Origin of the sequence: Mucilaginibacter flavidus, assembly GCF_024055575.1 — a bacterium.
In the GTDB taxonomy this organism is placed as follows: domain Bacteria; phylum Bacteroidota; class Bacteroidia; order Sphingobacteriales; family Sphingobacteriaceae; genus Mucilaginibacter; species Mucilaginibacter flavidus.
Window position 1 is genome coordinate 84,715 of sequence record NZ_JAMXOE010000008.1, and the last position, 24,310, is coordinate 109,024.

Consider the following 24,310-nt stretch of genomic DNA (forward strand, 5'->3'; position numbering starts at 1 on the left):
AACATTGCTGATTTTATGACATTAACATTCGTCAGGAACAATATTTGGCATCCTGTTTTTTGAACATATTCAATTGCAGACCGCAATAACAATGTCAGGTTAATTTCCATGAATTAATTTTTGCTTGCATCGTTGATTGCTGGTAATTACCTTAGCACGGTGCAGCTCTCATTGAATATTATTGTCATTTTGCTGGCGGTCGTTATTTCGCAGTCTTTATTTGCTGCGGGGTTATTATGGTTTGCCCCCACTAACCGCCGCTCAGGACGGATTTTGACGGTATTAATAACGGCCATAGCGCTGTGGCTTTCGGATGATTTTATGCGGATCGGGCTGATTTACCGGCAGCGGCCAAATCTGTATTTTCTACCTATTTTTTATTCATTTGGTTTTGGCCCGCTGATCTGGTTTTATCTAAAGTCGTTAATTCAACAAAATTTCCGGTTTAAACGGGCTGATCTACTACATTTTATACCTGTCGCATTGCAGGCGGGATTATATTTTTTTCTAACTTTTTGCTCCTACCCCGTTAAGTCCTGGTACTGGGAAAATGTGCATCGTCAATATACTTATCGTATTGAATTTGACGGCACCTGGATTTCCATGACGATATACTTGGTTTTGTCCTTTCGCCTGCTGCGTCATTACCAGGTATGGGTCGCTAATAATTTCTCGGATCTTTCCAGGATCAGGCTAAATTGGCTCAAAGTGATTTTAGGCATATTACTACTGTTATGTCTTCAATGGTTTGTGGAGATCATTTTGCGCGATGTCTATGGCGTTTATTTCAACTATGATTATTCCGTGGAGATATTGGGTGTAATTGCGTTGGTCTTAGGTGTGGCCGGTTTGCAGCAAGCCAGCCTTTCGGAGGTCAGTTACGAGCCCGAATCCACGGTGGTTTATGAGACCGACCCCGCTATTCTGGAGCGGATCTCCCGGTCGATGGAACAGGACCGGCTTTACCTTAATCCCACCCTTACCCTGCTTGAACTGTCAGCAGCACTGAAACTTAACAGTAAGATCGTTTCCCGGCATATCAATGTAGGTTTCGGAAAATCATTCAATGATTATGTAAACTCCTACCGCGTCGAAGAGGTCAAGCGCCGGTTAAAGTCTGGAGACCTTGCCAAATTGACTATAATGGGGTTAGCAATGGAATCCGGTTTTAATTCTAAAACAACCTTTAATCGCATTTTTAAAAGTTTCACGGGACATGCGCCCTCTGAATTTATAACTGATTAGTGCCAAATCAAGGTATGGGACGTGCCAAAACGTGATCCGGCACCTTACTTTGTTTTAAGCCATTCATCTTTGTGCTGTCATCCAAATCAAGACAACACATGCAACGTAAACTTTTATTTTTTTTTCTGCTAAGCAACGCCACCAGGTTATTTGCACAAGAAACCTGGACTGATCATACCAGGCTTCTGCCGGACCGGCTTAGAAATATTCCTACCGGTATCATGATCTTTCACACCCCCACGCCGGTTTGGCCTGAGTTAAACACAGATACGGCAGGCTATCCCGGTAAATACATCTGGAAGCATTCAACCCGCGTCAGCACTGAAGCCGGTACCCTGGACGTGATTGCCGCAGGCAGCTTTATCTGGTGGAAAGATAAGGGTTGGACGCCAAATATTGATCTCAACCGTCAGGATTTTGCCAGGTATTTTAATTGCCCTGACGGTATCCTAAAACCCGGCCGCACTTATACATTTCTTAAAAATTACCGTTACGGTGATGCAATATATGCCGGTGATGCCCTTTGGTTCGTCCTGGCGAAAGACAAAAACGGTAAAATCTACAAGGGCTTTGCCGTGGTAGAAACAGAAGGTACATTAAAAACCAATCAATAATTATATGAAAACCAAACTAATATTACTGACGGCCTTTGCTTTTTTTCAAAACGCTATGTTAAACCCTGATGACTTTGATAGCATGACCGGAAAGAAATGGACCGGAACGTTAACCTATCTGGACTATACGACCAATAAACCAGAGGTAATTGAAACGGAGCTAACAGTCGCTCACTCCATTAAAGGAGCGGGTATTTATAACTTTTATACTACTTATCCGAAAGAAGCATCGCATAATAGTACTGATGAAACGGTAATCAGCAAAGACGGCAAATATATTGATGACGAGCTGGTCAAAGAAAGGACTTTGCTAAGCGATGGCACCCTTCGTTTCGTAACCACCAAGAACGGGAAAGATAATAACAGGAATGCGGCCTATCGTTTTACTTATCTTATCGGCAAGACCAGCTATTCCCGTAAAAAAGAAGTCTGCTATACCGGTAGTTCAAGCTGGTTTACCCGTAATGAATTAAATCTCAAAAATAACTGATCATGAAAACTCTAAAAGTTCTAATCTTACCCTTTTTCCTGTTAACGGTTTCATTCCGGTCGGTTTCCCCAATTGGTTATGCTGCTGATATTGATAAAAGCCAAATCAAGTGGACCGGTTACGCAGAAGCGGGCGGCTATGCTCCAACAGGTACCGTCAAACTGAAAATGGGGTCCATTTTCTTCAATAGCGAACAGCTCATTTCGGGAAAGATCATTATCGATATGCCGACCATAAGTACCGGCAACCAGGAGATGGAGAAGCATCTGAAGGGCAAGGATTTTTTTGATGTAGCAGTTTATTCAGAGGCTACATTCGCGCTATCGTCTATGAAAAATAATATCGCCAGTGGCATCCTGACCATCAAAGGCATATCGCAAAAAGTGGCGGTACCTGTAATGATTACCAAAACAAATGAAGGTATGGTGTTAAAAGCTACCCTAAAAGTTAACCGCACCAAATTCAATATCAAATATAACTCAAAGTCTTATTTTCAGGACCTTGGAAACTATGCAATCAAAAATGAATTTGACCTTGATATCAGCTTGGCCTGTCACCCGAACTAAACTTGTAAAAATGAACAAGCCTGAGGCTGGTGCACGGTTAATTTAAAAATAGAATTTTTAAGGAAAATGCTAATCTTTACAAAAAAACAGGCAAAACCTTTTTATGGCATACCGCATTTTCGTACTCGTACTTTTCATGCTCCCTTTGGTTTCCCGTGGGCAGCAGGCCCAAATTAAAGGAACGATTACCAGCGGGCTTTCCAATCGGGGGGTGGATGGCGTTAGTGTAGCAGTTACCGGCACAAGCACAGGTACGGTGTCCGATTCCCTTGGGAATTACACGCTAACCTTACTACCTGGAAATTACAATTTGTCATTTTCTAAAATAGGCTATAGAACCAGGGCAGTTAATGATATACAGGTCGGCACTGTAAAACCTACGATCGTAGACCTGGCGCTTGAAGAAGAGCCGAACAATTTAACAGAAGTTAAAATCGTCGCCAGTCAACGTTTAAACAGGACGCTGGAGAGCCCTTTATCGCTGCGGAGCATCGGCGTTTCCGAAATCAAAAGAAATCCTGGTGGTAACCGCGATATCTCCAAAGTGATCCAATCCCTGCCAGGTGTTTCTTCGCCGGTGAGCTTCCGGAATGACATTATCATCCGGGGCGGTGCGCCCAATGAGAACCGGTTTTACCTGGACGGGGTGGAAATACCCAACATCAATCACTTTGCCACACAGGGATCTTCAGGGGGGCCAGTTGGGATGATCAATGTGGATTTTATAAAGGAAGTCAATTTTTATTCAGGCGCATTTCCTGCCGACCGCGGTAATACACTTAGCTCTGTCTTTGAGTTCAACCAAAAAAATGGCCGCTCCGACCGCCTGGGCGCAACGCTCTCGCTTGGCTCCAGCGACCTGAGCGCTACCGTGGAAGGCCCCCTGGGAACCCGGACCACTTACCTGGCATCTTATCGTTATTCATACCTACAGGGGCTGTTCAAACTGCTTAAACTACCGTTTTTGCCCTCTTACCAGGATTTCCAGTTCAAACTTAAAACAAAGTTCGTTAACAAAGACGAACTGACGCTTATAGGCCTGGGCGCGGTAGACCGGTTCAAATTAAATCTGTCGGCAGAAAATACGGAACAAAATCAATATACCCTGGCCACCATCCCGGTAAATACGCAAAACAGCTATACGCTCGGCGCTACCTACAAACACTTTAAACCCAGAGGTTATTCGCTATGGGTCGCCAGCCGCAGTTACCTGGACAACAGCGCCACAAAGTTCAAAGATAATCAGGAGACATTGGGGCCGATCCTCGATTATAATTCCATAGAAGCAGAAAATAAATTCCGCTTCGAAAACACCAGCCAGGAAGGGCAATACCGTATCAATTATGGCACCGGGGAGGAGACTGCGCATTACAGCACGCAAACTTTTAACGTATTGCCGTATGGGAACCATGTCTATAATTCGACTATCAATTTTTTTAAATACAATATTTTCGGACAGGTCAGCCGGCCGTACTTTGATAATTTTCTGACTTTGTCCTTCGGTCTGCGTGCCGATGCCAATACTTTTTCTTCAGGTGGCAGCAGTTTATCGCAAACGATCTCACCGAGGTTTTCAGCGGCGCTCAACCTGACCGACCGGCTGAGCCTCAATTTTAATACCGGTATCTACTACCAGTTACCTGCTTATACTGTGCTGGGATATCGCGATAGTTTAAACGTGCTGACGAACACCAATGTTAAATATATCCAAAACAAGCAGCTGGTTCTGGGCATGGAATATAACCTGCCCAACACTCGCTTTACCATAGAAGGCTTCTATAAATATTATTCGCACTTTCCTATTGTCAAAGTGCTCAACGATTCAGTATCACTGGCCAATCTGGGGGCCGATTTTGGAGTGGTAGGCAATGATCCGGTCGTCGGCGAAAGCCATGGCCGCAGTTACGGTGTCGAGCTTTTTGCGCAACAAAGATTGAATAAAGGTTTCTACGGCATCATTGCGCTGACATTGTACAAAAGCGAGTTCCAGAACAAAAACGGCACGTACGTACAGTCATCCTGGAATAACCGTTATATTTTAAGTTTAACCGGCGGCAAGCTGCTGAAACGAAATTGGGAGATCGGGGCAAAATTCAGGCTAACCGGGGGAAGCCCCTATACGCCTTACGACCAGTCTTTGTCATCTCTTAAATCAAACTTCAATGTCTATCCACAGGGAATTCCGGCGTACAATTTGTTGAACAGCCAGCTTCCCGGCATTTTTTACCAGTTGGATATGCGCATCGATAAAAAGTACTATTTTAAACATTATGCCTTCAATTTTTATTTCGACATGCAGAATGTAACGGGCTATACCTATAACCAGCGGCCGGTGATTGTTCCTGTCAGAGATGCCAATGGAAAAGTAATGGACCTGCCCGGAGATCCCAGCCGCGTACAAACTAAATTCCTGGATCAGAAAGGCGGAAATATCCAGCCAACCATCGGCCTCATTTTCGAGTTTTAACATAAACTGTATGCACAACCTTTCGCGGTTATTTTAACGTATCTTGATAGCTTATTTGTAGGCTTATGAAAATGCTTCCTTATTTGTTGTCGGTCTGTATCGCTTGTACGGCCTTGCCTGGTTGGGCACAGCGTACGGATAGTTCAAAAAGCAACAAGCCTTTACTCGTTTTCCAGACCGGTTTTGAAGGCACATCCCGGGTTATCCGGGATGTTAATCACGCGCTTGAAAACGTAAACGCTCACTATTCTGTAGATGACATTATCGGCGCTGACACTAAACTGACCGGAAAAAATGATTGGCTAAAGGATATGGATAATAACCCGGATGCGGGCACTTTTATGCTCGAATATACGGGCGGCGATAGCACCAGGCGAACCGCGAGTATTATCGCCGAACCTGGAAACCCCGATAATCACGTACTTGCTTTTATATTAAAAGATTCATGGGAGGCTTCTGAACGGCAGGTGAAAGCCCGGATCCAGGCAGATATCTATGGGATAAAAAAAGGCTACCGGGAGTTCTACCAGTCCGAGCTGGTATTTATACCGGCTACGTTTAATGCTTTGCGGAAGTACCCCGGTAAGATCAGCTGGCTCACCATTTCGGAGGTCTGGAATAATGAATGGTGGGTGGCAAATGAAAAGTACGGCTTCCGGGTTACACTTGGCATTGGCAAACCTACCGCAGCGAAAGGCGACCTTGTTTTTATTTTAAACGCCGAGGACGCCGGCCAAAAGGAAGTCTGGAACGCGAACGACCATCCCGTGAAAGTTCCGATCGGCAAATGGTTCACGATGGATTATTATTTTAAAGAGGGAGACGTTAGGAGCGGCCGGTTCTACCTGGCTATAACCCCGGACGGCGGGCAAAAAAACGTGGTTTTTGATGTGGAATACATTAAGCAATTCAACCGGGTCGCAGGCTTTCGGCAGATGAATAAGCACGATGACCAATAGCAGTTAAATCGCCAGAAGCAATGCTGCGAGCTGGTCAAGTTTGCCGATCGTGCAGCTGATGATGAACAGCAACAGGCAAATACCGGTGAGGTAATTGATGAAATACGGAAACGGAAAATAGCCCGGTACATATTTTTTCACTCCTACGTCAGCCAGGAAAAGGTGCAGAAAAACATAGTATGAAAAGGAATAGACAAACAGCCATTTCCCTGATTTTAAAATGATTTCCATAACGTACCAATTAATGTGTTGGAAAAGGAATTAATGGCCTGGTCTCGACACTACTGTTCGGATACTTTAATATGGGGCACGATTTGCTCAGTTCCTCAACTTCTTTTAGGTCGTTAGCTTTGCAGATGAGGTAGCCGGTAACCATAACGTTTTTTGCCTCTCTATGCGCCCCCTCCGTCAGGCTTTCTTTGGACACATGCACGCCCATAAATTCTACCGGGGCTGTAGAAACGAGCTTGCCTTGCATAGCAACCTGGCCGATCCAGTTTTGCCAAAGCGGCATGTCGCCGGCCATTTCTTCGGTTGTGGTTAAATAACCCTGGTCGCCCGTACTGTTTCTGAATAATAATAAGTACTCTTTCATGATGAATTTTTTATTGGTGAATTACAAATTTCATCATTGGCGAGCCGAGGGATGTTGACAAATGTCAACGTTTTAAATTCGGGATCTTAAGCGGCTGAACGTTTCCTGTGAGATCCCCAGGTAGGAAGCAATCAATTTACTTGACAGCCGGCTCATCAGGCCGGGACGGTAATCCATGAGCCATTTAATACGTTCGAGCGCCGTAAGCGACACAAAGGTATTTATACGGTATACTGAATTGGCACAAGACGCTTCCAGTATTTGTTTGTAAACTTTATTAAACTGCGGTATGGTTGACATCAGTTACTGAAAACCGCTACGGTCTATCGACAGCAAAATGCAGGGCTCAACTGCTTTGATATTTTCGGTTGCAGGCTGGCCGCTTCCAAAAGCAATTAGTTCCGTGCACCAGTTGTCCTGCGTTACGATATCCCTGGTTGTTTCATTCAGGTCCGCGTCGTAAACAAAAACCTGTAAACAACCGCTCGCAATGTAATACCCCCGGTCACATTTTCGGCCCTTTTCTAAGAGAAGGCTACCCCGTTTAAAATGCTGTTCTTCAAAAAAGCCTAAAACTTCTTCAAGGTTGGGAATATCACTACTCAACCTTTTAATAATATGCTGTCTTAGTTTATCGATCATTTCTGTTAGACAACTCTAATATAACCGATTAAATTTAAAAAAAGCCGGGGACTATGCCTCGACATGATAATAGCGTTATTTTATAATGCTCAGGATTAATAAAGTCATCACAAGAATGAGCTGTACGACAAGCAATGCCCGCTGGTAAAAAGGCCGCTGAGGAAAGGGCTGCTTCAGGTCAAACGGGTCAAATACAAGCCCAAGCCCGAAAAAAACAGAAGCTTGCGAAAAGTCATGCAAGATGAAAAAAATAATCCCTGCCGCGGTAAAAGCGATATAACACGGACGGTTAATTTGAATAGTGCGGGTGCTGATTTGATTTGTTGTTTCCATTTTTAAAAGTTTTTGACCTATTAGTATCATCTGGCCGCTAAAAATTACAGGGCAATATTATTTTTCATTTTCCAGTTCGCTAATAAAGCGCTGAAGGTCATCGAGGTGTTTACCAAAACTTTGGCGGTACATCCATTTGGTCAGATGGTGGCATAACGGAACCAGGATGGCCACAACCACCACGAAAATCAGCCAGATCAGCGGCTTACTCATAAAGCCTGCAACAGGCTTCCCCGAACCGATCGCCCCTCCCAGCATAAAGCCCCCGGCCGCACTCACCGGATACACGAACAGGGCGACCCTGGCCTGTGATTTCATCCAGTTGATTATTTTTTCCCGTTGACTTTTCAATTCCGCCAGTAACGACCGATCGGCAAGCACGGCGATATTTAAATTTTGATATCGGATGAAAGCAGTAATTAATGCCCATAAAGAAAACAGCATGACCAATGCCAGGCAGCCGCGGACCTCCCAGTAGGTAAGATCAAACAGCAGGATGAGGTAGAAACAGCAGATTAATACCCCCAATATCAAATTAATCAGCAGGTTTCGCCTGATCTTTATTAGCGGATTTTGTGATCGCATTTTAGGAATAACGGCATTGTCGATCAGGATTGAAAGATCTTGATCGACGAAGTCTTCCAGCTGTTCCCAATTTTTATTTGCTGTGCTCATAAATGTAATTTTAATAGTTTAGCCAGCTGTTCTTTACAGCGAAATAGTTTTACTGCTACCAGGTTATTACTGATGCCGATAATTTCGCCAATCTCCCCATTTTCATAACCATCCAGGTGCATAGAAATTATAGCGCGGTCGGTCTCCCTTAATGTTCGGATGGCCTGCCGCAAACGGATAACATCATCATTTAGGAGTACGTCACCATCCGGCAACGATGCATACTCAATTAAAGATTCCCGGTAATCAAGACGCCTGACTTTTCTTTTGTGAACAAATATGGTATTAAGGCAGATGCGGTAAAGCCAGGTACTGAATTTGGCGTCTCCCCTATAGGTTGGCCAGCTTTTCCAGGTGTTAAGCAGAATTTCCTGATAAAGATCCTTTTTTTCTTCAGCGTCCTGCGCATAGATGCCTACCAGTTTGTAGATAATACCCTGGTTTTGTCTGATTTGTTGTAAGAACTCTTTTTCACTCACGCTCACAGCTTTAAAGTACGAATTACAACCCGGTTGTGCACCGTAAGCAACCTTGTCGCGGAAAACCTGTTGGTTCCCGCAGCCAAACAGGTAGTTTTCCGCAAATAGTCGAAATCCTTATACACTTTCGTCCACAATTAGTGTAATTACCGCGATTAAAATTACACCGTCGATAAAATATATATAGTTCCGGACAAACCGGACATCAGAAGGAACCTTATGCCCATTAATTCAAAGTCGTTGGTTCATCGAGAGCAAAAATATAACAAAACTTTACAGGTAAATAATTGTTAGACGGGAGTTTTATCAGGAAAACTTACTTGCTTTTACAATTTACTCCCGAATCACTTATGGATTCGCAGGATTAAATGATATATATTTATATGCATTTCATAGTTTAAATGTAAGGCTACGGTTGTTCCGGCTATTCATTATTAGCCGTGAAGTTTTTGACAAATTGTATATTGGGTTTATATTTTAGAGATGAACAATAAGAATTTGCCGGTACAAGTGCCCGCCAGGTGCGGGCCCCTTTGCGGATCGAAAAGTATTCCCGGCCAAACCGCCGGTGAGGGGTTATGGGGCCAGGTTAAAGGATTTTTTGCCCGATTATTTGAAACGGCCGACTGGCCCCCAAGGTGGCATTGCGGCAACTGGACACAGTTCCACGGTTGGTTATACATTATTTCGGACATTGCTATCTGGCTCGCATATTTTGCCATCCCTGTTTTGCTTTTCCTTATCATCAGTAAACGTAAGGATATTCCTTTTCCAAAGATTCTGTGGCTGTTCATTGCATTTATCCTGTTGTGCGGCACCACCCATCTGCTTGACGCCATAATTTTCTGGTGGCCTGCTTACCGGCTGAGTGCTTTGATACGGTTTGTAACCGGTGTCGTTTCCCTGTTCACCGTATTCGCCCTGTATAAACTATTGCCGCTTATCTATCGGTTACGCACACTGGATGAGTTGGAAGCAGAGATCGTTGAACGAAAAAAAGCCGAGGAAGAACTACGTCTCCAGCAGATATCTAAACAAGCGACCGAAGAATTGATGGCTAAAAAAGATGAATTTATGAGCATAGCCAGCCATGAGCTAAAAACGCCGATTACGACAGTCAAAGCATCACTCCAAGTGCTGGCGAAAATAGTTTCTCAAGATGAAAGTTTGGCGGTCATTGAGCCTTTCGTCATGCGCTCATCCAAACAAGTGAACAAATTAACCAGCCTTATCAATGAATTATTAGATGTTGCGCAGATACAGGCCGGAAAACTTCAAGTAAAAAGAAAGGAATTCAATTTGATGGAAATGGTTGTAGAATGCGTTGACCAATGCAGCTCGGTGGACGGTAAACATCAGGTTGTTATAACGGGCGACAATTCACTGACACTTTTTGCTGATTATGACCGCATTGACCAGGTTTTATGCAATTTTTTAACGAACGCTTTTAAATATTCTCCGGAAAACAGCAAGGTTGAGATTGATTTTGAGCAATTAACAGACGGCCGAATCAGGCTCAGTGTATCCGACCAGGGGATCGGCATTCCGGAAGGTAAAATCAACCATGTTTTTGACCGTTTTTTCAGGGCGGAAAACACCTCGCAAAACTATGCCGGGATTGGACTGGGCTTATATATTTCGTCACAGATTATTAAAAACCACCATGGTGAAATAGGAATCCGGAACAATCCTTTAAGTGGGGTTACAGCCTGGTTTATCTTGTGACGGGAATTATCGATACATGTGATCAATTTTTTAGACGACCTGTATATCCTTATCGCTGGTGAAGCCTGTCATAATCAATGCCATCTTCTTTCATCAACTGAATACCAAACTGCCGGATCACCTTAACGACTAACGATTTTACCGCAACAGGCGGGATTTCGAATGGCTGTCCAAAATTGTTCTTACTACAGGTCAACCCTTTCCCCGTGGCGGCATTCCAAATTTATTCGGTGGAATAGGTTCCCTCGCTGATGGATTCAAAAAAACATTTTAAAATACTGGCTTGCGGCCCTCGCAATACAATTTGTTTTTTTCCATTCAAGAGTGTCCGGTTGATATAACTAAGAGGTGCCATAGCCATTTAGCGCCCTTCTTTCTTTGTATGACGCATACCATAAAAACACATTCAATGCCCGCCTGTCGTTTTCGATTTCCGGAGCAGTAATATAAATAGCAAGCATCATCTTATTTTCCGGAACAGACATATCAAGTGGTTGCTCTATGGCTTGTGGTTCTACCCCAAGACTTTTTAACGTGGTAATCACTTGATAAGCATCCGGCGCATTGCGGCTGAACCTATCCCATTTGGTAAATAACACAAGTTCACTCTTATTCCGGTAGCGACGCAAATGCAAAATAAATTTTGTCCATTCGGGGCGCTTAAAAGTTTTTGCTGAATAATCTTCATAAATAACCTTTCGGATCACAATCCGGTTGCTTTCGCAATATTTTCTCAGTACATCTTCCTGGTTTCACTGGTAATATCCTTTGTCGGCTTGTTCGTCGGTACTAACTCTAACATATAAATTTGCTATTTTCATAAAGCGACCTCCCCTAGCAATTTATCAACACACAAATGACTATCACGGATTACTAAAGAAATATTATAATTAGTTTCAAGGAATGAGACGAGCGCCTTTACCTGTTCAATATTCCGAATTATCCGGTGAATGGACGACACAATTAAAAACTTAATGTCGTTGTTCCTGGCTGAAATAAAGGTTATCAATTCAGTACAACCTTCCTGTTGAGTAACTAAGCTGCTTCCGAAGTCTTTAAAGGTGCACAATAATTCAATGCCGTTTTCGAGGCAGTAGGCTTCAATTGCGGTTTTCTGAGGGTTATAATCCTGATCCAAAGCCGATTGGATTTGGGTACCAAACCTGCTGTATCCGAGACCCTTCATAAGGGTTGTTTTTTATTACTAAAGTTTTGATTTACAATCAATTTAGCTAAAAAACACATTATTTCCAAGAATTTTTTTGAAATCATTTTCATCTATTTCAATGCCATTTTTCTTTACTATTTTAACTGCCTGCTGGGGTGTGATTTTATTGAAAGGAGTATTCATATTGTAGGTGAAAACTACAATGATGGTGAGATGAATTTAATTCAAGAGACTTGCAGGAGGGTCGTACCCTTAAATTTATAAAAACAACCGTTAGCACTACAATAGAGACCTGTTATTGTACTCGACCTGACGAAAAAAAGCAACAACCGGATAACCCCGATGAAGACTGTTAAAAGTATTGGACTTTGTTTACTGCTATAGACAACGAAGAAATACAAATACTCAACGGATGTGTGATAAATGCACCAATATATTATGAAAATACTTGGCTGATAGCGAACTTTTGAAATCGGCTCCCGTAACTTATAACACGGCGAATTTACAAATGAAAAGATCAAATCATCTCCCATTCTCCTCATCAAGCCTTCTTAATATCGCTTTTTTAATTTCATCCGTATATTTTGTCACAGCAACTCGTTTCCGTTTAGCTATCGACTGCCACCTGCGGTAGGGCCGTCCAAGCTTCGTTTTAAAATGCACTTCGAACCAATTGACAATTTCGGCAATCCCGGCATTCCCATCATTCAGTTGTCCGGTTAGCCAAATTCCGTAAGCTAACTCTACCAGGTTAATACTGTCACCTGTCCATTTAAGGTCTGCGGCAAACCCTTCCTTAAAAGAAAGCCCTATTCCTCCACTGGTATATGTTTGATTATCTAAGCATTTAATTTCTTCATGAAGCCAGCCCTCCAGCCGCTCGAAAGCCATAAATTCACCCCAAAAGTTATCGCAGCATGTGGTAAATAAAGGATCCAAACCAATTATATCAGGCACAGGAATATTCGCAGGCTTCGCACCCCTTACAAATAGCAAATGATCTAGCTCTTTCATATCAAACTCATAATAAGCATATAAGAACTTATTGGTATCATGAAAACGTTTGATGTATCTTATTTCCTGTTCATAAAAAGCTTTTAATGAGATTGTGTCGTTGATTGGCCGGGCAGTCTCTATGGTAAACATTTCCATTGCGAAAAAATGCGCTGCAGTAAACCGGGGCTTTTCATACTTAAAAAAGTATATTTCCTTTTCCTGGTCTGCAAATTGATTTTCAATGATAAAGTCTTTAAGCTGGCCGACCGCCTTTTGAATACGCCTGTTTGTATTTTTCGGAATGAGGTGATTAATAGCTCCGGAATGCCCATGTAGATCCTAAGTTTTCTTCAAATTGGTTCGATTTTAGTCCTATTCAGGCTACCAGAAAATAAAAATTCTCAAGTCGGAAGATTTGGAACTTTTATCTTGAAGTTAATAGCCATATCTATTTCATTTCAGAAATTTGCTAATGCAATCATTTAAAAATTTCTCATCCGCAGGGCTGCTGCCCGCACCGGCGGTATGCCCCCAGAGAGAGGGAATTGGCAACAACACAACACCGGGTATATAAGCGGCCTCAAATTGCGCATCGCCTACCGGGAAATAAAGGTCAGTTGCCGAGGGCATGTACAAGATAGGCGTTTTAATAGAGGCCAGCGCTTTGGTCACGTCGCCGTTAAAACCCGGTGTCGCGCCCACGTCATGGTGCTCCCAGGTGCGCATTTGTAAGATCAGGTCGTTCGCATCGGCACCGGGGATAAAGTTTTTCCTGTAATCATTCAGCACCTGTTCGAGGGTCAGGTTTGGCTTTGCCGGATCGCGCCACAGTTCTTTTCTCCACCATTCCTGCGAATAGAGCCATCCTGTCCATACCACTGCAAAGGCCTCTATCCTTTTTTGAGGTTCCGTTTTATAATCGCCATTCTGGAATGCGTCATCTGCTGTTAAAGCTGCAATCTGGCCCTCCAGGCGTACCACGCCATGCCCATAAGTCTTAGCAGTACCCGAGGTGGCCACAATATGATCGCAAAACTGCGGGTAACTCACAGCCCATTGGAATGCCTGCTGTGCCCCCATCGAAAAACCGATGAGCGCGCGTAAATGGGTTATTTTAAATTCTTCTGTTAAAAGCCGGTGCACCGCTTCCACATTATCGCGTATGGTCATTACCGGGAAACGCGGGCCATGGTAAGGTTCGGGCGTATTACTGGGCGATGAAGATCGCCCGTTCCCAAAAAGCTCGCTTGCGACCAGGAAAAGTTTACTGGTATCCAACGCCTTGCCCGGCCCTATCAGCCACTCATAACCGTGATAGTCGGCCATATAATGCGAGGGCAGTAAGACAACGTTATCATACTTGGCATTCAGATGGCCGTAAGTGCCATAAATAATATGCACCTGTGGTAATACAACACCACTTTCAGTTTTAAAATTATTTATAACATACTCATGCTTGACTGCCCCGTCAGTATGATTGCCTTGCGCGAATACCCTATGGGATATAAAAAGTAATAGGAATAACTTCTTCATTTATTTTTAAGGAGATTTTTTTGGCAATAAATTATCGTGAACTTAAGAAATATATTCAATTAAACCGAAGTCGCCCCGCAAGATTTGAGCCCTTTTTTTATATTTGAATAGTGCGGTGAAAACACTGACTATGGGCTGGATTAACTTTCCATTTTTGGATAGTCCCCAGACTGGACGGAATTCGAACCTCTTGTTAGAAGACTTAAGGATTCTGGGTAAATTAAAGGTGGCTTAATGTAGGGGGGCTATTCACCTAAGGGCTACCAGAGGGGAAAGGTTATCAAAAGTTAGCTTTTTTTATACACTTTGTAAACGCCTTTTAATCTGTAATTTAAGTTCGAGTGGCTCGCTAATCCGACGGGTTCGATGTCCTTTTTAGCTTTTTCCATTCAGCAGCCTGATCGGCTTTCAACACTTGATTGAATACCCTGACCGGGCGGCATAAAGAAAAAAGGCCCTGCAGCATTTGCTGGCAGGACCTATCAACATAAGTATTAACATGAACTATTAACTAAGGTACTTATGGATTTTGAGTAATATTTCGATTGGCGTTGATTTCGTACTGCGGAATAGGCATTTGAAACAGGTTACTGCCTGCCGGAATGAGTTTAACAGGGGCCTGCGGACCTGCGCCTCCTGCCTGGTCGCCAAAATCTGACCGCTGGATGGCTGCGTTGAGCCTTTTTAAGTCAAAGAACCTTGATCCTTCAAACGCCAGCTCTAACCGCCTCTGCAATAAAATAGCATTGTAAAGATTAGCGCCCGTTTCGGCACCGGCAGCAAAACCAGTGTAACGGCCTGCTCTCAGCGTATTCAAATCGGCCAGCGCATTTGCCGGCTGCGACAGGTTATAGTATGCTTCGGCCCGGTTCAAATACACCTCGCCCAGCCTTAATGCTTTAAAATCTACCGTATTTGCTGCACCAGTTGCCCTGCCGAAGTATTTTTTTATGTAAACAAAGTTTTCGGAGTTAAAAACCGTGGTGCCGGTATAAGCTGCTTTACGCACATCATTGGCAGCAAAAAGGTTATAAAACGCATTGTCAACCACGTACTCCGGCTTAACGCCCTGCGGGCTTGATTGCTCATAGCCAACCCCGATCGGAATTCCGTCCGCATCAATAATTTTTACCCTGAACAAAACTTCGGATGTAGCCGGGTCATCGCCGTCAAGCCATATCGATCCAAAGTTATCGGTGTTTGCAAGCACGTGCCCGTTGGCGCCGGCTTCATTAATACAGGCGGTTGCCGCATCTGCACTTTTTTGCCACTCGCCGCGGTATAAATAAACCCTCGAAAGTAATCCTTCTACAGCCGCCTTGTTTAAACGTCCCTCTCCATTGTCAGCAGCTATTAAAGGCTGCGCCTGCAACAGGTCTGCAACTACCATATCATAAGCAGCCTTATCGGGCGTTCTTGATGGCAGCAGCGTTGGGTCGGTTGAGGTTACATAAGGCACCCCCGGATCCTGCGCACCCGCTGATGCGTACGACTTGGCATACAGGCGCAACAGGTCAAAGTGCGACAGCGCCCTTAAGGCCAGCGCCTCACCCTGAACGTTATCCTTAAAAGTACCCGCCGAGAGGTGGCCCAGGTTGGTTAGGATATAGTTTGCCCGCAACACGGTGGTATAAGCGTCGGGCCACATGTTCCAAACACTGTTTGAGTTAAAAGTAAAATTAAAAAATACCTGCTCAGACTTACGGCCCTGCGAGCAAATGATCAGGTTGTCTGACAGTACATCAGGCGTAGTGGCCATTGAGCCGCCATCCTGACCGCCGTAATAATTGCCGCCCTTAAGCGCTGAATAGGTGCCCAGTATGGCATTGGTAAAGTTAGCAGGGGTTACAAATGCATTACCCGCCGGGATAGCATTAGTAGGGTTTTGTATCAATTCCTTTTTACATCCGGCTAATGATAACAACATTAGCGATGCATATATATATGTTCTCTTCATTTTTTTATCCTTTAGCGTTCAATTAAAAGGTTATGTTGGCACCAAATGTAAACTGGCGGGTACTTGGGTAGCTGTATAAAGTGTTCTGACCGGGAATCAATAAGCCCGATTCAACACTTCCTATCCCAACTTCCGGATCGCCGAAAAAATGGTGCGGGTTAATGGTCAGCAGGTTCTGGCCCTGTAAAAACACCCTTAAAGAGTACACTTTAAATTTCTGTGTAATAGCTTTAGGAAGGGTATAAGCCAGCTGCAATGTTCTAAACCTTATATAATCATCCTTTTGCAGGTATTGATCGGTTACGTAGGTTTGGTCTGCACCGGCGGCATCAGGTTTTGGCAGTACATTAACATCCCCCGGTTTTTTCCAATAGTTTAACGCCAGGGTTGATTGCGCCTGGTAATAGTTTGACCCCCATGCATCTAAATTCTGGTACACATTATTATAGGTATATCCGCCATAAGAATAAGTGAAGTCGGCGGTAAGTTCAAATCCTTTATAGGATACGCTGGTACCGAAGCCACCGTAGAATTTAGGGTTAGGGCTTTTGCCCGATTCCACCACCGCATTATCAAAATTATAGGTTTCTGTAATGTTACCGTTTTTATCTAAAAACTGCGCAGCGCCGGTTTGTGAATTAACCCCGGCATACCTTACTACCTTATAAGTGTAAATAGCCTCGCCCGGTTTAACAACGCCAACGCCGTTGCTAGCAATTTCATTTGCGCCGCTATATAAAGAGGTTACCTTGTTTTTGTTATAGTTGATGTTTCCGTAAACACTCCATTTAACATCCTTGTTTCTAACAATGTCGCCGTTTAGCGAAAGGTCAATACCTTTATTATATAAACCACCTACGTTTTTGTACACTGCTGAAAACCCGGTGGTTTGTGATACCGGTAGCTGGAACAGTAAACCGCTGGTAGTTTCGTTATAATATTCAAATGAACCTGTAATTCGGCTGTTAAATAGTTCAAAATCTATACCGACATCGCGTTTCAGCTTCTTTTCCCAGGTTAAGTTAGGGTTAGGGATTTGGGTAGGTATTGCAGTTGATTTACCGCCATAGTTCCCAAAGCCGTATAATCCCAAAGCCTGGTAATTGCTGATCCCGCTAAAATTACCAGTGTTACCTATTGAGGCACGCAGTTTTAATACATTTAACCACGTAATATTTTTAGCAAAATCTTCGGAAGTGATCAGCCAGCCGATGCTGCCTGCGCCAAAGGCGCCATAACGGTTGTTGGCCCCAAATCGCGATGACCCGTCATTACGGATGCTTCCGGTAACAAAATATTTGCCTTTGTAGTTGTAATCTATTTCACCTAACAACGAGGCGATGGTGTATGCAGAATAAGAAGTACTGTTTTTACCTGAATTTGCCGAAGCGTTATCCTGAGTAGGCAGGTCAGGGCTTGGGAAGCCTTTGCTTTCCAGGGTGTATGATGTAAATACATCCTTCTGAAATTCCTGAACACCCAACACGGTGAAATGGTGGTCGCTGTTGACATCAAATCTATAAATGGCCTTATTGATCCAGTCGTAATTAAAATCACGCGATCCATTATCCGTTTTATCGCCTGGAGCCGCAGGGTCGCCAACATAGTTATCCAGGATCGATCCGGGTTTGATAAAATACTCGCGGGTATAATCATTAAGCGTTAAACCAATCTGGCTCGAGATGCTCAGCCCCTTGATAGGATGAAAATCAACGGTAGTGGTATTGTAACCGTTTAAATACTTCTGATTTTCGGGGTTATTCTTTAAAGCCTCCAAAATAGGAAATCCCTGGCTGGTTAAGTTATAAGAGCCATCTGCGTTGTAAACCTTTTCGTAAGGATTATAAGCATAAATGGCATAAAACGGGTTCTGTGCATTATACCTGTCCCTGGTTTCGTTTGTTGACCTTTCGCCCAGGCTCAGGTTATTGCTCAACGTTAAATAAGGCTTAACTTCTGTGCTCAGGTTAAGCTTGCCATTGTATTTGTTCAGGTTTGATCCAACAACAATACCATCTTCATCATATTTCTGAAACGATGCGTAATAGTTGGTCTTGTTCTCGTGCCCGCTGATCACCAGCTGGTGCTGCTTAATTTTACCGCTGCGCAAAATATCATCCTGCCAGTTATGTGATTGTGCAATCAGCGCATTAAATGCTGTTTGTCGCTGCGCGTCAGTAATCTGGGTAACGTCAGTTGGCAGGTTATTGGCTGATAAATAATTGGCCAAATCGCCGTTGGTGTAGCCAAGGTCATACTCATACTGCAGTTTTTGTGCAGCGCTCATCATCTGAAAGTTGTCAGGAATTTTGCGGTTGGTACCATATTGGAAGGTATAAGAAATATGGTTTGAAGATTCTGATCCGTTCTTGGTGGTAATTACCACCACGCCGTTTGAGCCACGTGCGCCATATAAGGAAGAAGCTGACGCATCCTTTAAAACGGAGATGTTGGCAACATCATTGGCATTAAGGGTGTTGTAAAACTCAGGGGCGGCTGCATCCGGGATCTGCACCCCGTCAACCACTAAGAGCGGCTGCTGGCTGGCATTAACTGAGCCCGTGCCACGGATCCGGATAAATGCATTTGCGCCCGGGCGGCCATTTTCAGTAGTGATCTGCACACCGGCTGCCTTGCCTTGCAGCAGGTTATCAATACCGGGGATGGGTTTGTCGGCGATTTCTTTGGGCGATATGGTTGAGATCGCTGCAGTATTATTTGCCCGGGTTTTGGTTTGGTAACCCGTAACCACCACTTCATCAAGCTCGCGATTGGCGGGCACCAGCACAACCGTCAGTGATGATTTACTGGCTACGCTAACATCTTGTGTTAAATACCCTAAAAAAGAGAAAGATAAGTTGGCATTATCCGGCACCGTTAATGAAAACTTACCGTTAACGTCTGTTTGTGAACCGGTGGTTTGTCCTTTCACCCGCACGGTTGCCCCGGGGATAGGCTTTCCATCGTCTTTGCCTGTAACCACACCGGTTACTAAATGGCTTTGTGCAAATATCTGTGTTACACACAACATACTAAAGCACAAAAATGCAAGTACAAGTTTTTTCATAAATTTATTTAGTTTAATTACGTACTAAAAGTATAAAAAAAGAATATTATCGTACTGTTATAAAAAGGTGAAATTAAACTGACTCTAGCATTGTATTAAGAATATTACAATTTGAGTTGGGAAATCCAAAATTTATCTATTGATTATCAATACATTAAATACAAATTATCAAAAGTTAATTCAATGTCAATAAATTGTCAAGAAATGAATAACCACTGCGTTAGTTAGTTTAAACTATAAGTAAAATATATTATAAAAAAAACGCCGGGTTTAAGCGGAACGCTGAATTAACGTATTCTCAATGTCGGCACCATAAATTTCGCTATCAATAGCTGAGGTCTTTTTTAATTAGTTAATCTTTTTGAAATCTATACCCGGGTGTCCTGCAACCGCCTCTTCCGGCGCGACCATTCTCCTTTCTGTATGAAAAATCTTTTTTAGGTCAGCGCTTCCCGTTGAGGCCAAAGAACCAGAACCATTAATAAAGCTGGATTTCTTCAAAACAATGCGTGCGCTATGTTCAGGATTAACGGGAGCCGGAGAATTAGGGCTTGATGAAGTAACGGCGATAATTCTAAAGGCGGTACCGTCGGTTCGTAAGATAGTTTTGATTGGGATGCACCCTAAACCTTATACATATTACCTGCTGGTAGTTATCGATGATTCAGATAAGACGCCGGAACATGAGGCAACGAATAAGATCGAGGATATTTGTAAGCAACTGGTTGCTGTATTCGCGCTAGTACATAGCGCGGCATGGGCCAGCCAGGAGATCGTAGCCGGGGACCATTTTTGGAACAATGCTTTGTATAACGGTACAGAAGTATATACCTCGGAAGGGTTTACGTCGCCGGAACATCGGGCGATTGGAAAGGATATATGGATGGAAACGGCGGGAAAAGACTGGAACCGTTGGGGGAAACAGGGTTTGCAATTTTTAAAGGGCGCTAAGCGGTTTATGGAAGATGAGCATTATGGAATTGCTGCCTTTATGCTGCACCAGGCAGCGGAAAGTTGTTTGATCGGGATTGTGCGGGTATTGTCAGGATACAGGACTTCATCACATAACCTTATGCGGATGTTGCGGTTTACGCTATTGTTCACAGATGAGATAATGGATGTTTTGGAGCTGGAGAAAACAGAAGAGGCAAAGCTTTTTAATTTGCTGCAGTCCGCTTATTCGGAGGCGAGGTATAAAAGCGACTTTTGGCTGGATGAACAGCCTGCAAAACTCTTATTGCTGAAAGTTCAGCTTTTGGTGAAAAAGATTGAAGTGTTCTATTTAAAACTGATTGCTACGCCTTAAATTTTAAAATAGCATCTAAAATAAACACCCCGTTGGAAGGGCAGCTGCGGCAGGCGGCTGTATTGCCCCTCGCGCTATGCGCCGGGTTCCATTGCGCCGCCAGCTTCGCTGCCTGTTTAGTGCAGGAGTGCAGCTCCTTCCTCGCCGCACACCTGCTTTTGGATTTTCGGTATGGCAGAACCATTGCACCACTTTCACAAAATTATCACCGCAGGAAAACAGTAAAGGATATATACAGGGCTTTTATTTTTTGGAAAGATAAGCCCTGTCCTTGACAGTTTTCCTGCTTGCTGCTGCGGTTGTTTACGTATTGCAATGGTGTGGCAAGGTCGGCGGGGGAATTGCAGCGTTTATATCTCCTTAGTTTGACATAATCATTCCAGATTTCGCTCAAGTTTGGAAGCTTATTACCGAATACCTTCAATATTTTCTCTAATGCTGAATCTTCTACCACCCGTACTTTGTTGAAGCGGCTTGTTATGCGCTGGTATATAAAGCATTCGTTAATTATAAGCCTGCAAAGAGATATACCAGGTTTTGTTAAAACAACATTTTCTGCCGCAATGCTTCCATATCCTTACTCACTTTGCTATCCAATATTTTCGCGTAATGCTGCGTAGTTTTGATATTTTTATGCCCGAGCATTTTACTGACGCTTTCGATCGGCACGCCGTTGGAAAGCGTTACCGTTGTTGCGAAGGTATGCCTTGCAGTATGATAGGTCAACAGTTTGCTTATTCCACATAGATCAGCGATCTCTTTCAGGTATGCATTCATTTTTTGATTGCTTAAAACAGGAAGCAGCCGGCTTTCATTTTCACATTGCGGGTGGCCATCATAACGGTTAATTATAGACATCGCAATGGGAAGTAATGGAATCCGTGAAGCAACATCTGTCTTTTTGCGATTAGTAAATATCCATTGCTGGCCGTCTATCCCTATCGATATTTCTGACCGTTTCAACTTCTTGACATCTGCATAAGCGAGCCCTGTATAGCAACTGAACAGAAATATATCCCGGACCTGGTTAATCCTTTCCATCGTGCACTGTTTTGCTGAAATTGATTCGAGCTCTTCTTTAGTTAGATAAGCAGGAATAACTTCATTTAGTTTAGGCTTGAAGGCTGCAAAAGGGTCTTTATCCAACCAACCATTACTTAAACAGATCCTGATGATCTTTTTGAAATTCTTCAAATATTTAATGGCGGTATTGTTACAACAATTCTTTTCTGAACGAAAGTAAAATTCGTAAGAAGTAATAAATTCATGGTCAATTTCCCGGATATCGATATCCAATACTTTGTACTGCCATTTAAGAAATTCAACGGTATGTTTTAGGCTGGTAACATACCGCTCCAATGTGCCTGCCGCATATTCTTTTCCAATTAATGCGGCCACGCGGCGGTTATGCTCTTTGAAGATCGGGACCAGCATTCTCGATTGTACTGCTTCAGATTTCCCCAACAAACGATTTTTGACAGCCTCGGCACTAATATTGATTTTGGATTCCATCATTTGCCGGTGCGTTTCAAAAATCTGCTGTTCCAGGGTTTTTAAATAAGTGTTAAAAATCCGGGCTTCTTCTGTGGTGCCGGTCATTTTTTGCATTTGGGCATTCCATCGGGACGGAAGAATGTACCTTTTGGTGGTGAATTCTACTCGTCCTCCATTGATCGTAATTCGCAGATAAATTGGCGCTGTTCCATTTGCCAGGATTTTGGTTTTCTTCAGGGTGAAATTGATACAAAGTGTTCTGATCATCGCATTTAGCGGTTAAAAGGTTAAACAATAAACTTTTATCGGTTCAGCGAGACCTAATTTAGAGATACCGGATAAGCCTCGCAAGAGGTCTCGATCAGATTGAGAAATTATGGTCGAATTTGATATGCCTGAAAATAAAAAACGCTCTAAATCATTGATTTAAAGCGTTTTTAATCCTTTTTGTAAACTACTTGGCGGAGAGGGAGGGATTTGTATAATCCTCAAAGCTAGCTGAATTTCAATGTGATATGTGGGCTTTATTTCTTACTCACCGAAATACTCACCACTTTCTAAAATGAATAATTGCAAATCTCAATGGTCAAAGGTAATTACTTTAGTTTGATTGGGACAAAAGAATTTACAATATCGTTCATAAACTATGCAATAAGCATTACATTAATTAAAATTCAAAAATGATTTTACCGAATAAATGATCCTGTGAAATGCAGAGCTTACAATACGATGGCATCGATTTTTTAAAAGGTAATTGACGTGTGCCGTAGTGATAGCTCCGTGTATGTTGCAATGATTGATAGGTGGTAAACCGATTTCCACTTAACGTATTTTGAACACCGAAGGTGCAGCGATCTTTAAATTTTTTTGATTCTCTTAAAACTAATTCAAGATGAGAAAGTTTAATGGTTATTAAAATTTACCAGTTGAACAAAAACTCAAAAATTTATATCGCTGGCCACCGTGGTATGGCTGGGTCGGCTATTTACAGCAAACTATTAAAAGAAGGTTTCAGCAATTTGTTAACCCGTACATCAGACGGGCTCGATCTCCGCAATAGTCAAGCTGTTTCGTCTTTTTTTGAAATAGAAAAACCAGATTATGTTTTTTGGCTGCAGCCAAAGTCGGCGGAATTGTAGCTAATAATACCTATCGGGCGGAATTTTTGTATGATAACTTACAAATACAGAACAACGTCATTCATAACTCTTACCTAAACGGAGTGAAAAAACTAATGTTTTTGGGCTCCAGCTGTATATATCCTAAAATGCCGCCACAACCATTGAAAGAGGAATATTTACTAACTGGTCCGTTTGAGTCGACCAATGCACCCTATGCTATTGCAAAGATTGCGGGTATAAAAATGTGTGATGCCTATCGATCTCAGTATGGCTGCAATTTTATTTCGGTTATGCCGACAAATCTATACGGTTACAACGATAATTACCATCCCCAAAATTCTCACGTATTACCGGCTTTAATTAGGCGCTTTTACGAAGGTAAAGAACAAAATACTCCATCAGTAATAATCTGGGGGACCGGTACTCCACGTCGGGAATTTCTGTTTGCCGATGATTTGGCAGATGCCTGCTATTATTTGATGCAGGAATATAACGAACCGGGATTAATAAACATTGGGACAGGCAACGATATTGCTATTAAAGATTTAGCAGTTCTGGTAAAAGAAATTACTGGTTTTAACGGCGAAATTCTTTTTGACACCGCTAAACCAGATGGTACCCCACGTAAATTAATGGATGTTACCAAATTACACAGACGCGGCTGGCGGCACAAGATAGAATTAACCGAAGGAATACGGCTGGCGTATAATGATTATTTGCATCGACAGGTTGAACACATTTAATTAGAAAAAAAATGTTAAGATAAACCGACGTGGTATGTAACCTGTGAGCAATCACTTAAGTCTTTTACACGAGCCATTCAGTGAATTTTGATTTATTAGATAAATAAGTCTTGAAAACAATTAGAATGGCGATGT

23 protein-coding genes and 1 pseudogene are annotated in these 24,310 nt (G+C 42.9%); 9 read left to right on the top strand and 15 right to left on the bottom strand.

The features are described from left to right. Window positions 1-120 precede the first annotated feature (120 nt). From NAF19_RS14040 to NAF19_RS14065, 6 genes are all read left to right on the top strand, one after another. Entirely contained in the window at window positions 121-1,245 is a 1,125-nt protein-coding gene (locus NAF19_RS14040) for a helix-turn-helix domain-containing protein (protein WP_252790693.1), read from the top strand. Window positions 1,246-1,343: 98 nt separating this feature from the next. Next, the gene (locus NAF19_RS14045) at window positions 1,344-1,859 is read left to right on the top strand and encodes a hypothetical protein (protein ID WP_252790694.1); all 516 of its coding nucleotides are present in this window, start codon (window positions 1,344-1,346) and stop codon (window positions 1,857-1,859) included. A 4-nt stretch (window positions 1,860-1,863) separates the two neighbouring features. Continuing rightward, window positions 1,864-2,349, top strand: a complete 486-nt coding sequence (locus tag NAF19_RS14050; protein ID WP_252790695.1) for a hypothetical protein — start codon at window positions 1,864-1,866, stop codon at window positions 2,347-2,349. Between the two features lie 2 nt (window positions 2,350-2,351). Beyond that, entirely contained in the window at window positions 2,352-2,915 is a 564-nt protein-coding gene (locus NAF19_RS14055; RefSeq protein WP_252790696.1) for a YceI family protein, read from the top strand. A 103-nt stretch (window positions 2,916-3,018) separates the two neighbouring features. Continuing rightward, complete coding sequence (locus NAF19_RS14060) at window positions 3,019-5,382, top strand: TonB-dependent receptor (protein ID WP_252790697.1); 2,364 nt, start codon at window positions 3,019-3,021, stop codon at window positions 5,380-5,382. 65 nt (window positions 5,383-5,447) lie between these two features. After that, window positions 5,448-6,341 carry a hypothetical protein gene (locus tag NAF19_RS14065; RefSeq protein ID WP_252790698.1) on the top strand — a complete coding sequence of 298 codons (894 nt, stop codon included), beginning with the start codon at window positions 5,448-5,450 and terminating at the stop codon, window positions 6,339-6,341. Between the two features lie 3 nt (window positions 6,342-6,344). On the opposite strand, the gene NAF19_RS14070 is transcribed toward NAF19_RS14065, so the two are convergent. From NAF19_RS14070 to NAF19_RS14100, 7 genes are all read right to left on the bottom strand, one after another. Continuing rightward, on the bottom strand, window positions 6,345-6,572 hold the full coding sequence (locus NAF19_RS14070) for a hypothetical protein (protein WP_252790699.1): 228 nt from the start codon (window positions 6,570-6,572) through the stop codon (window positions 6,345-6,347). 10 nt (window positions 6,573-6,582) lie between these two features. Further along, window positions 6,583-6,936, bottom strand: a complete 354-nt coding sequence (locus tag NAF19_RS14075) for a YciI family protein (RefSeq protein ID WP_252790700.1) — start codon at window positions 6,934-6,936, stop codon at window positions 6,583-6,585. A 72-nt stretch (window positions 6,937-7,008) separates the two neighbouring features. Continuing rightward, entirely contained in the window at window positions 7,009-7,236 is a 228-nt protein-coding gene (locus NAF19_RS14080; RefSeq protein WP_252790701.1) for a cyclic nucleotide-binding domain-containing protein, read from the bottom strand. Between the two features lie 3 nt (window positions 7,237-7,239). Next, entirely contained in the window at window positions 7,240-7,578 is a 339-nt protein-coding gene (locus NAF19_RS14085; protein WP_252790702.1) for a Crp/Fnr family transcriptional regulator, read from the bottom strand. 75 nt (window positions 7,579-7,653) lie between these two features. After that, window positions 7,654-7,911 carry a hypothetical protein gene (locus NAF19_RS14090; RefSeq protein WP_252790703.1) on the bottom strand — a complete coding sequence of 86 codons (258 nt, stop codon included), beginning with the start codon at window positions 7,909-7,911 and terminating at the stop codon, window positions 7,654-7,656. A 57-nt stretch (window positions 7,912-7,968) separates the two neighbouring features. Next, window positions 7,969-8,586: a hypothetical protein gene (locus NAF19_RS14095; protein ID WP_252790704.1), complete on the bottom strand. Its 618-nt coding sequence runs from the start codon at window positions 8,584-8,586 to the stop codon at window positions 7,969-7,971. Beyond that, the gene (locus NAF19_RS14100; protein ID WP_252790705.1) at window positions 8,583-9,065 is read right to left on the bottom strand and encodes an RNA polymerase sigma factor; all 483 of its coding nucleotides are present in this window, start codon (window positions 9,063-9,065) and stop codon (window positions 8,583-8,585) included. The genes NAF19_RS14095 and NAF19_RS14100 overlap by 4 nt, the downstream gene beginning before the upstream one ends. A 483-nt stretch (window positions 9,066-9,548) precedes the next feature. On the opposite strand from NAF19_RS14100, the gene NAF19_RS14105 reads away from it, so the two are divergent. Further along, on the top strand, window positions 9,549-10,790 hold the full coding sequence (locus NAF19_RS14105) for a sensor histidine kinase (protein WP_440347863.1): 1,242 nt from the start codon (window positions 9,549-9,551) through the stop codon (window positions 10,788-10,790). 341 nt (window positions 10,791-11,131) lie between these two features. On the opposite strand, the gene NAF19_RS30785 is transcribed toward NAF19_RS14105, so the two are convergent. The 7 genes from NAF19_RS30785 to NAF19_RS14135 all read right to left on the bottom strand — a co-directional run bounded on the left by NAF19_RS30785 (window position 11,132) and on the right by NAF19_RS14135 (window position 19,511). Further along, window positions 11,132-11,497 carry a recombinase family protein gene (locus NAF19_RS30785; protein ID WP_370362883.1) on the bottom strand — a complete coding sequence of 122 codons (366 nt, stop codon included), beginning with the start codon at window positions 11,495-11,497 and terminating at the stop codon, window positions 11,132-11,134. A gap of 110 nt (window positions 11,498-11,607) precedes the next feature. Further along, complete coding sequence (locus NAF19_RS14115) at window positions 11,608-11,976, bottom strand: recombinase family protein (RefSeq protein ID WP_252790707.1); 369 nt, start codon at window positions 11,974-11,976, stop codon at window positions 11,608-11,610. 42 nt (window positions 11,977-12,018) lie between these two features. Further along, entirely contained in the window at window positions 12,019-12,141 is a 123-nt protein-coding gene (locus NAF19_RS30580) for a hypothetical protein (protein WP_256484296.1), read from the bottom strand. 339 nt (window positions 12,142-12,480) lie between these two features. After that, the gene (locus NAF19_RS14120; protein ID WP_370362885.1) at window positions 12,481-13,269 is read right to left on the bottom strand and encodes an RteC domain-containing protein; all 789 of its coding nucleotides are present in this window, start codon (window positions 13,267-13,269) and stop codon (window positions 12,481-12,483) included. Window positions 13,270-13,407: 138 nt separating this feature from the next. Beyond that, window positions 13,408-14,487 carry an alpha/beta fold hydrolase gene (locus NAF19_RS14125; protein WP_252790709.1) on the bottom strand — a complete coding sequence of 360 codons (1,080 nt, stop codon included), beginning with the start codon at window positions 14,485-14,487 and terminating at the stop codon, window positions 13,408-13,410. Window positions 14,488-15,007: 520 nt separating this feature from the next. Beyond that, the gene (locus NAF19_RS14130) at window positions 15,008-16,444 is read right to left on the bottom strand and encodes a RagB/SusD family nutrient uptake outer membrane protein (protein ID WP_252790710.1); all 1,437 of its coding nucleotides are present in this window, start codon (window positions 16,442-16,444) and stop codon (window positions 15,008-15,010) included. Window positions 16,445-16,466: 22 nt separating this feature from the next. Beyond that, window positions 16,467-19,511: a SusC/RagA family TonB-linked outer membrane protein gene (locus tag NAF19_RS14135; RefSeq protein WP_252790711.1), complete on the bottom strand. Its 3,045-nt coding sequence runs from the start codon at window positions 19,509-19,511 to the stop codon at window positions 16,467-16,469. Between the two features lie 505 nt (window positions 19,512-20,016). Between NAF19_RS14135 and NAF19_RS14140 the strand changes: the two genes are divergently transcribed. Next, window positions 20,017-20,817: a HEPN domain-containing protein gene (locus NAF19_RS14140; RefSeq protein ID WP_252790712.1), complete on the top strand. Its 801-nt coding sequence runs from the start codon at window positions 20,017-20,019 to the stop codon at window positions 20,815-20,817. A gap of 540 nt (window positions 20,818-21,357) precedes the next feature. Here NAF19_RS14140 and NAF19_RS14145 read toward each other — a convergent pair. Continuing rightward, window positions 21,358-22,578 (bottom strand): site-specific integrase, encoded by a 1,221-nt coding sequence (locus tag NAF19_RS14145; protein ID WP_252790713.1) that lies wholly within the window; start codon window positions 22,576-22,578, stop codon window positions 21,358-21,360. A gap of 659 nt (window positions 22,579-23,237) precedes the next feature. Between NAF19_RS14145 and NAF19_RS14150 the strand changes: the two are divergent. Then, window positions 23,238-24,175: pseudogene (locus tag NAF19_RS14150) on the top strand (GDP-L-fucose synthase family protein). Window positions 24,176-24,310 lie beyond the last annotated feature (135 nt).

Excerpts from the sequence above, each read along its gene's own strand:
- NAF19_RS14070 (WP_252790699.1), bottom strand. The coding sequence starts at position 6,572 with ATGGAAATCATTTTAAAATCAGGGAAATGGCTGTTTGTCTATTCCTTT.
- NAF19_RS14060 (WP_252790697.1), top strand. The coding sequence starts at position 3,019 with ATGGCATACCGCATTTTCGTACTCGTACTTTTCATGCTCCCTTTGGTT.
- NAF19_RS14065 (WP_252790698.1), top strand. The coding sequence starts at position 5,448 with ATGAAAATGCTTCCTTATTTGTTGTCGGTCTGTATCGCTTGTACGGCC.
- NAF19_RS14145 (WP_252790713.1), bottom strand. The coding sequence starts at position 22,578 with ATGATCAGAACACTTTGTATCAATTTCACCCTGAAGAAAACCAAAATC.
- NAF19_RS30580 (WP_256484296.1), bottom strand. The coding sequence starts at position 12,141 with ATGAATACTCCTTTCAATAAAATCACACCCCAGCAGGCAGTTAAAATA.
- NAF19_RS14135 (WP_252790711.1), bottom strand. The coding sequence starts at position 19,511 with ATGAAAAAACTTGTACTTGCATTTTTGTGCTTTAGTATGTTGTGTGTA.
- NAF19_RS14085 (WP_252790702.1), bottom strand. The coding sequence starts at position 7,578 with ATGATCGATAAACTAAGACAGCATATTATTAAAAGGTTGAGTAGTGAT.
- NAF19_RS14050 (WP_252790695.1), top strand. The coding sequence starts at position 1,864 with ATGAAAACCAAACTAATATTACTGACGGCCTTTGCTTTTTTTCAAAAC.
- NAF19_RS14095 (WP_252790704.1), bottom strand. The coding sequence starts at position 8,586 with ATGAGCACAGCAAATAAAAATTGGGAACAGCTGGAAGACTTCGTCGAT.
- NAF19_RS14075 (WP_252790700.1), bottom strand. The coding sequence starts at position 6,936 with ATGAAAGAGTACTTATTATTATTCAGAAACAGTACGGGCGACCAGGGT.
- NAF19_RS14055 (WP_252790696.1), top strand. The coding sequence starts at position 2,352 with ATGAAAACTCTAAAAGTTCTAATCTTACCCTTTTTCCTGTTAACGGTT.
- NAF19_RS14105 (WP_440347863.1), top strand. The coding sequence starts at position 9,549 with ATGAACAATAAGAATTTGCCGGTACAAGTGCCCGCCAGGTGCGGGCCC.
- NAF19_RS14080 (WP_252790701.1), bottom strand. The coding sequence starts at position 7,236 with ATGTCAACCATACCGCAGTTTAATAAAGTTTACAAACAAATACTGGAA.
- NAF19_RS14125 (WP_252790709.1), bottom strand. The coding sequence starts at position 14,487 with ATGAAGAAGTTATTCCTATTACTTTTTATATCCCATAGGGTATTCGCG.
- NAF19_RS14090 (WP_252790703.1), bottom strand. The coding sequence starts at position 7,911 with ATGGAAACAACAAATCAAATCAGCACCCGCACTATTCAAATTAACCGT.
- NAF19_RS14045 (WP_252790694.1), top strand. The coding sequence starts at position 1,344 with ATGCAACGTAAACTTTTATTTTTTTTTCTGCTAAGCAACGCCACCAGG.
- NAF19_RS14130 (WP_252790710.1), bottom strand. The coding sequence starts at position 16,444 with ATGAAGAGAACATATATATATGCATCGCTAATGTTGTTATCATTAGCC.
- NAF19_RS14115 (WP_252790707.1), bottom strand. The coding sequence starts at position 11,976 with ATGAAGGGTCTCGGATACAGCAGGTTTGGTACCCAAATCCAATCGGCT.
- NAF19_RS14140 (WP_252790712.1), top strand. The coding sequence starts at position 20,017 with ATGCGTGCGCTATGTTCAGGATTAACGGGAGCCGGAGAATTAGGGCTT.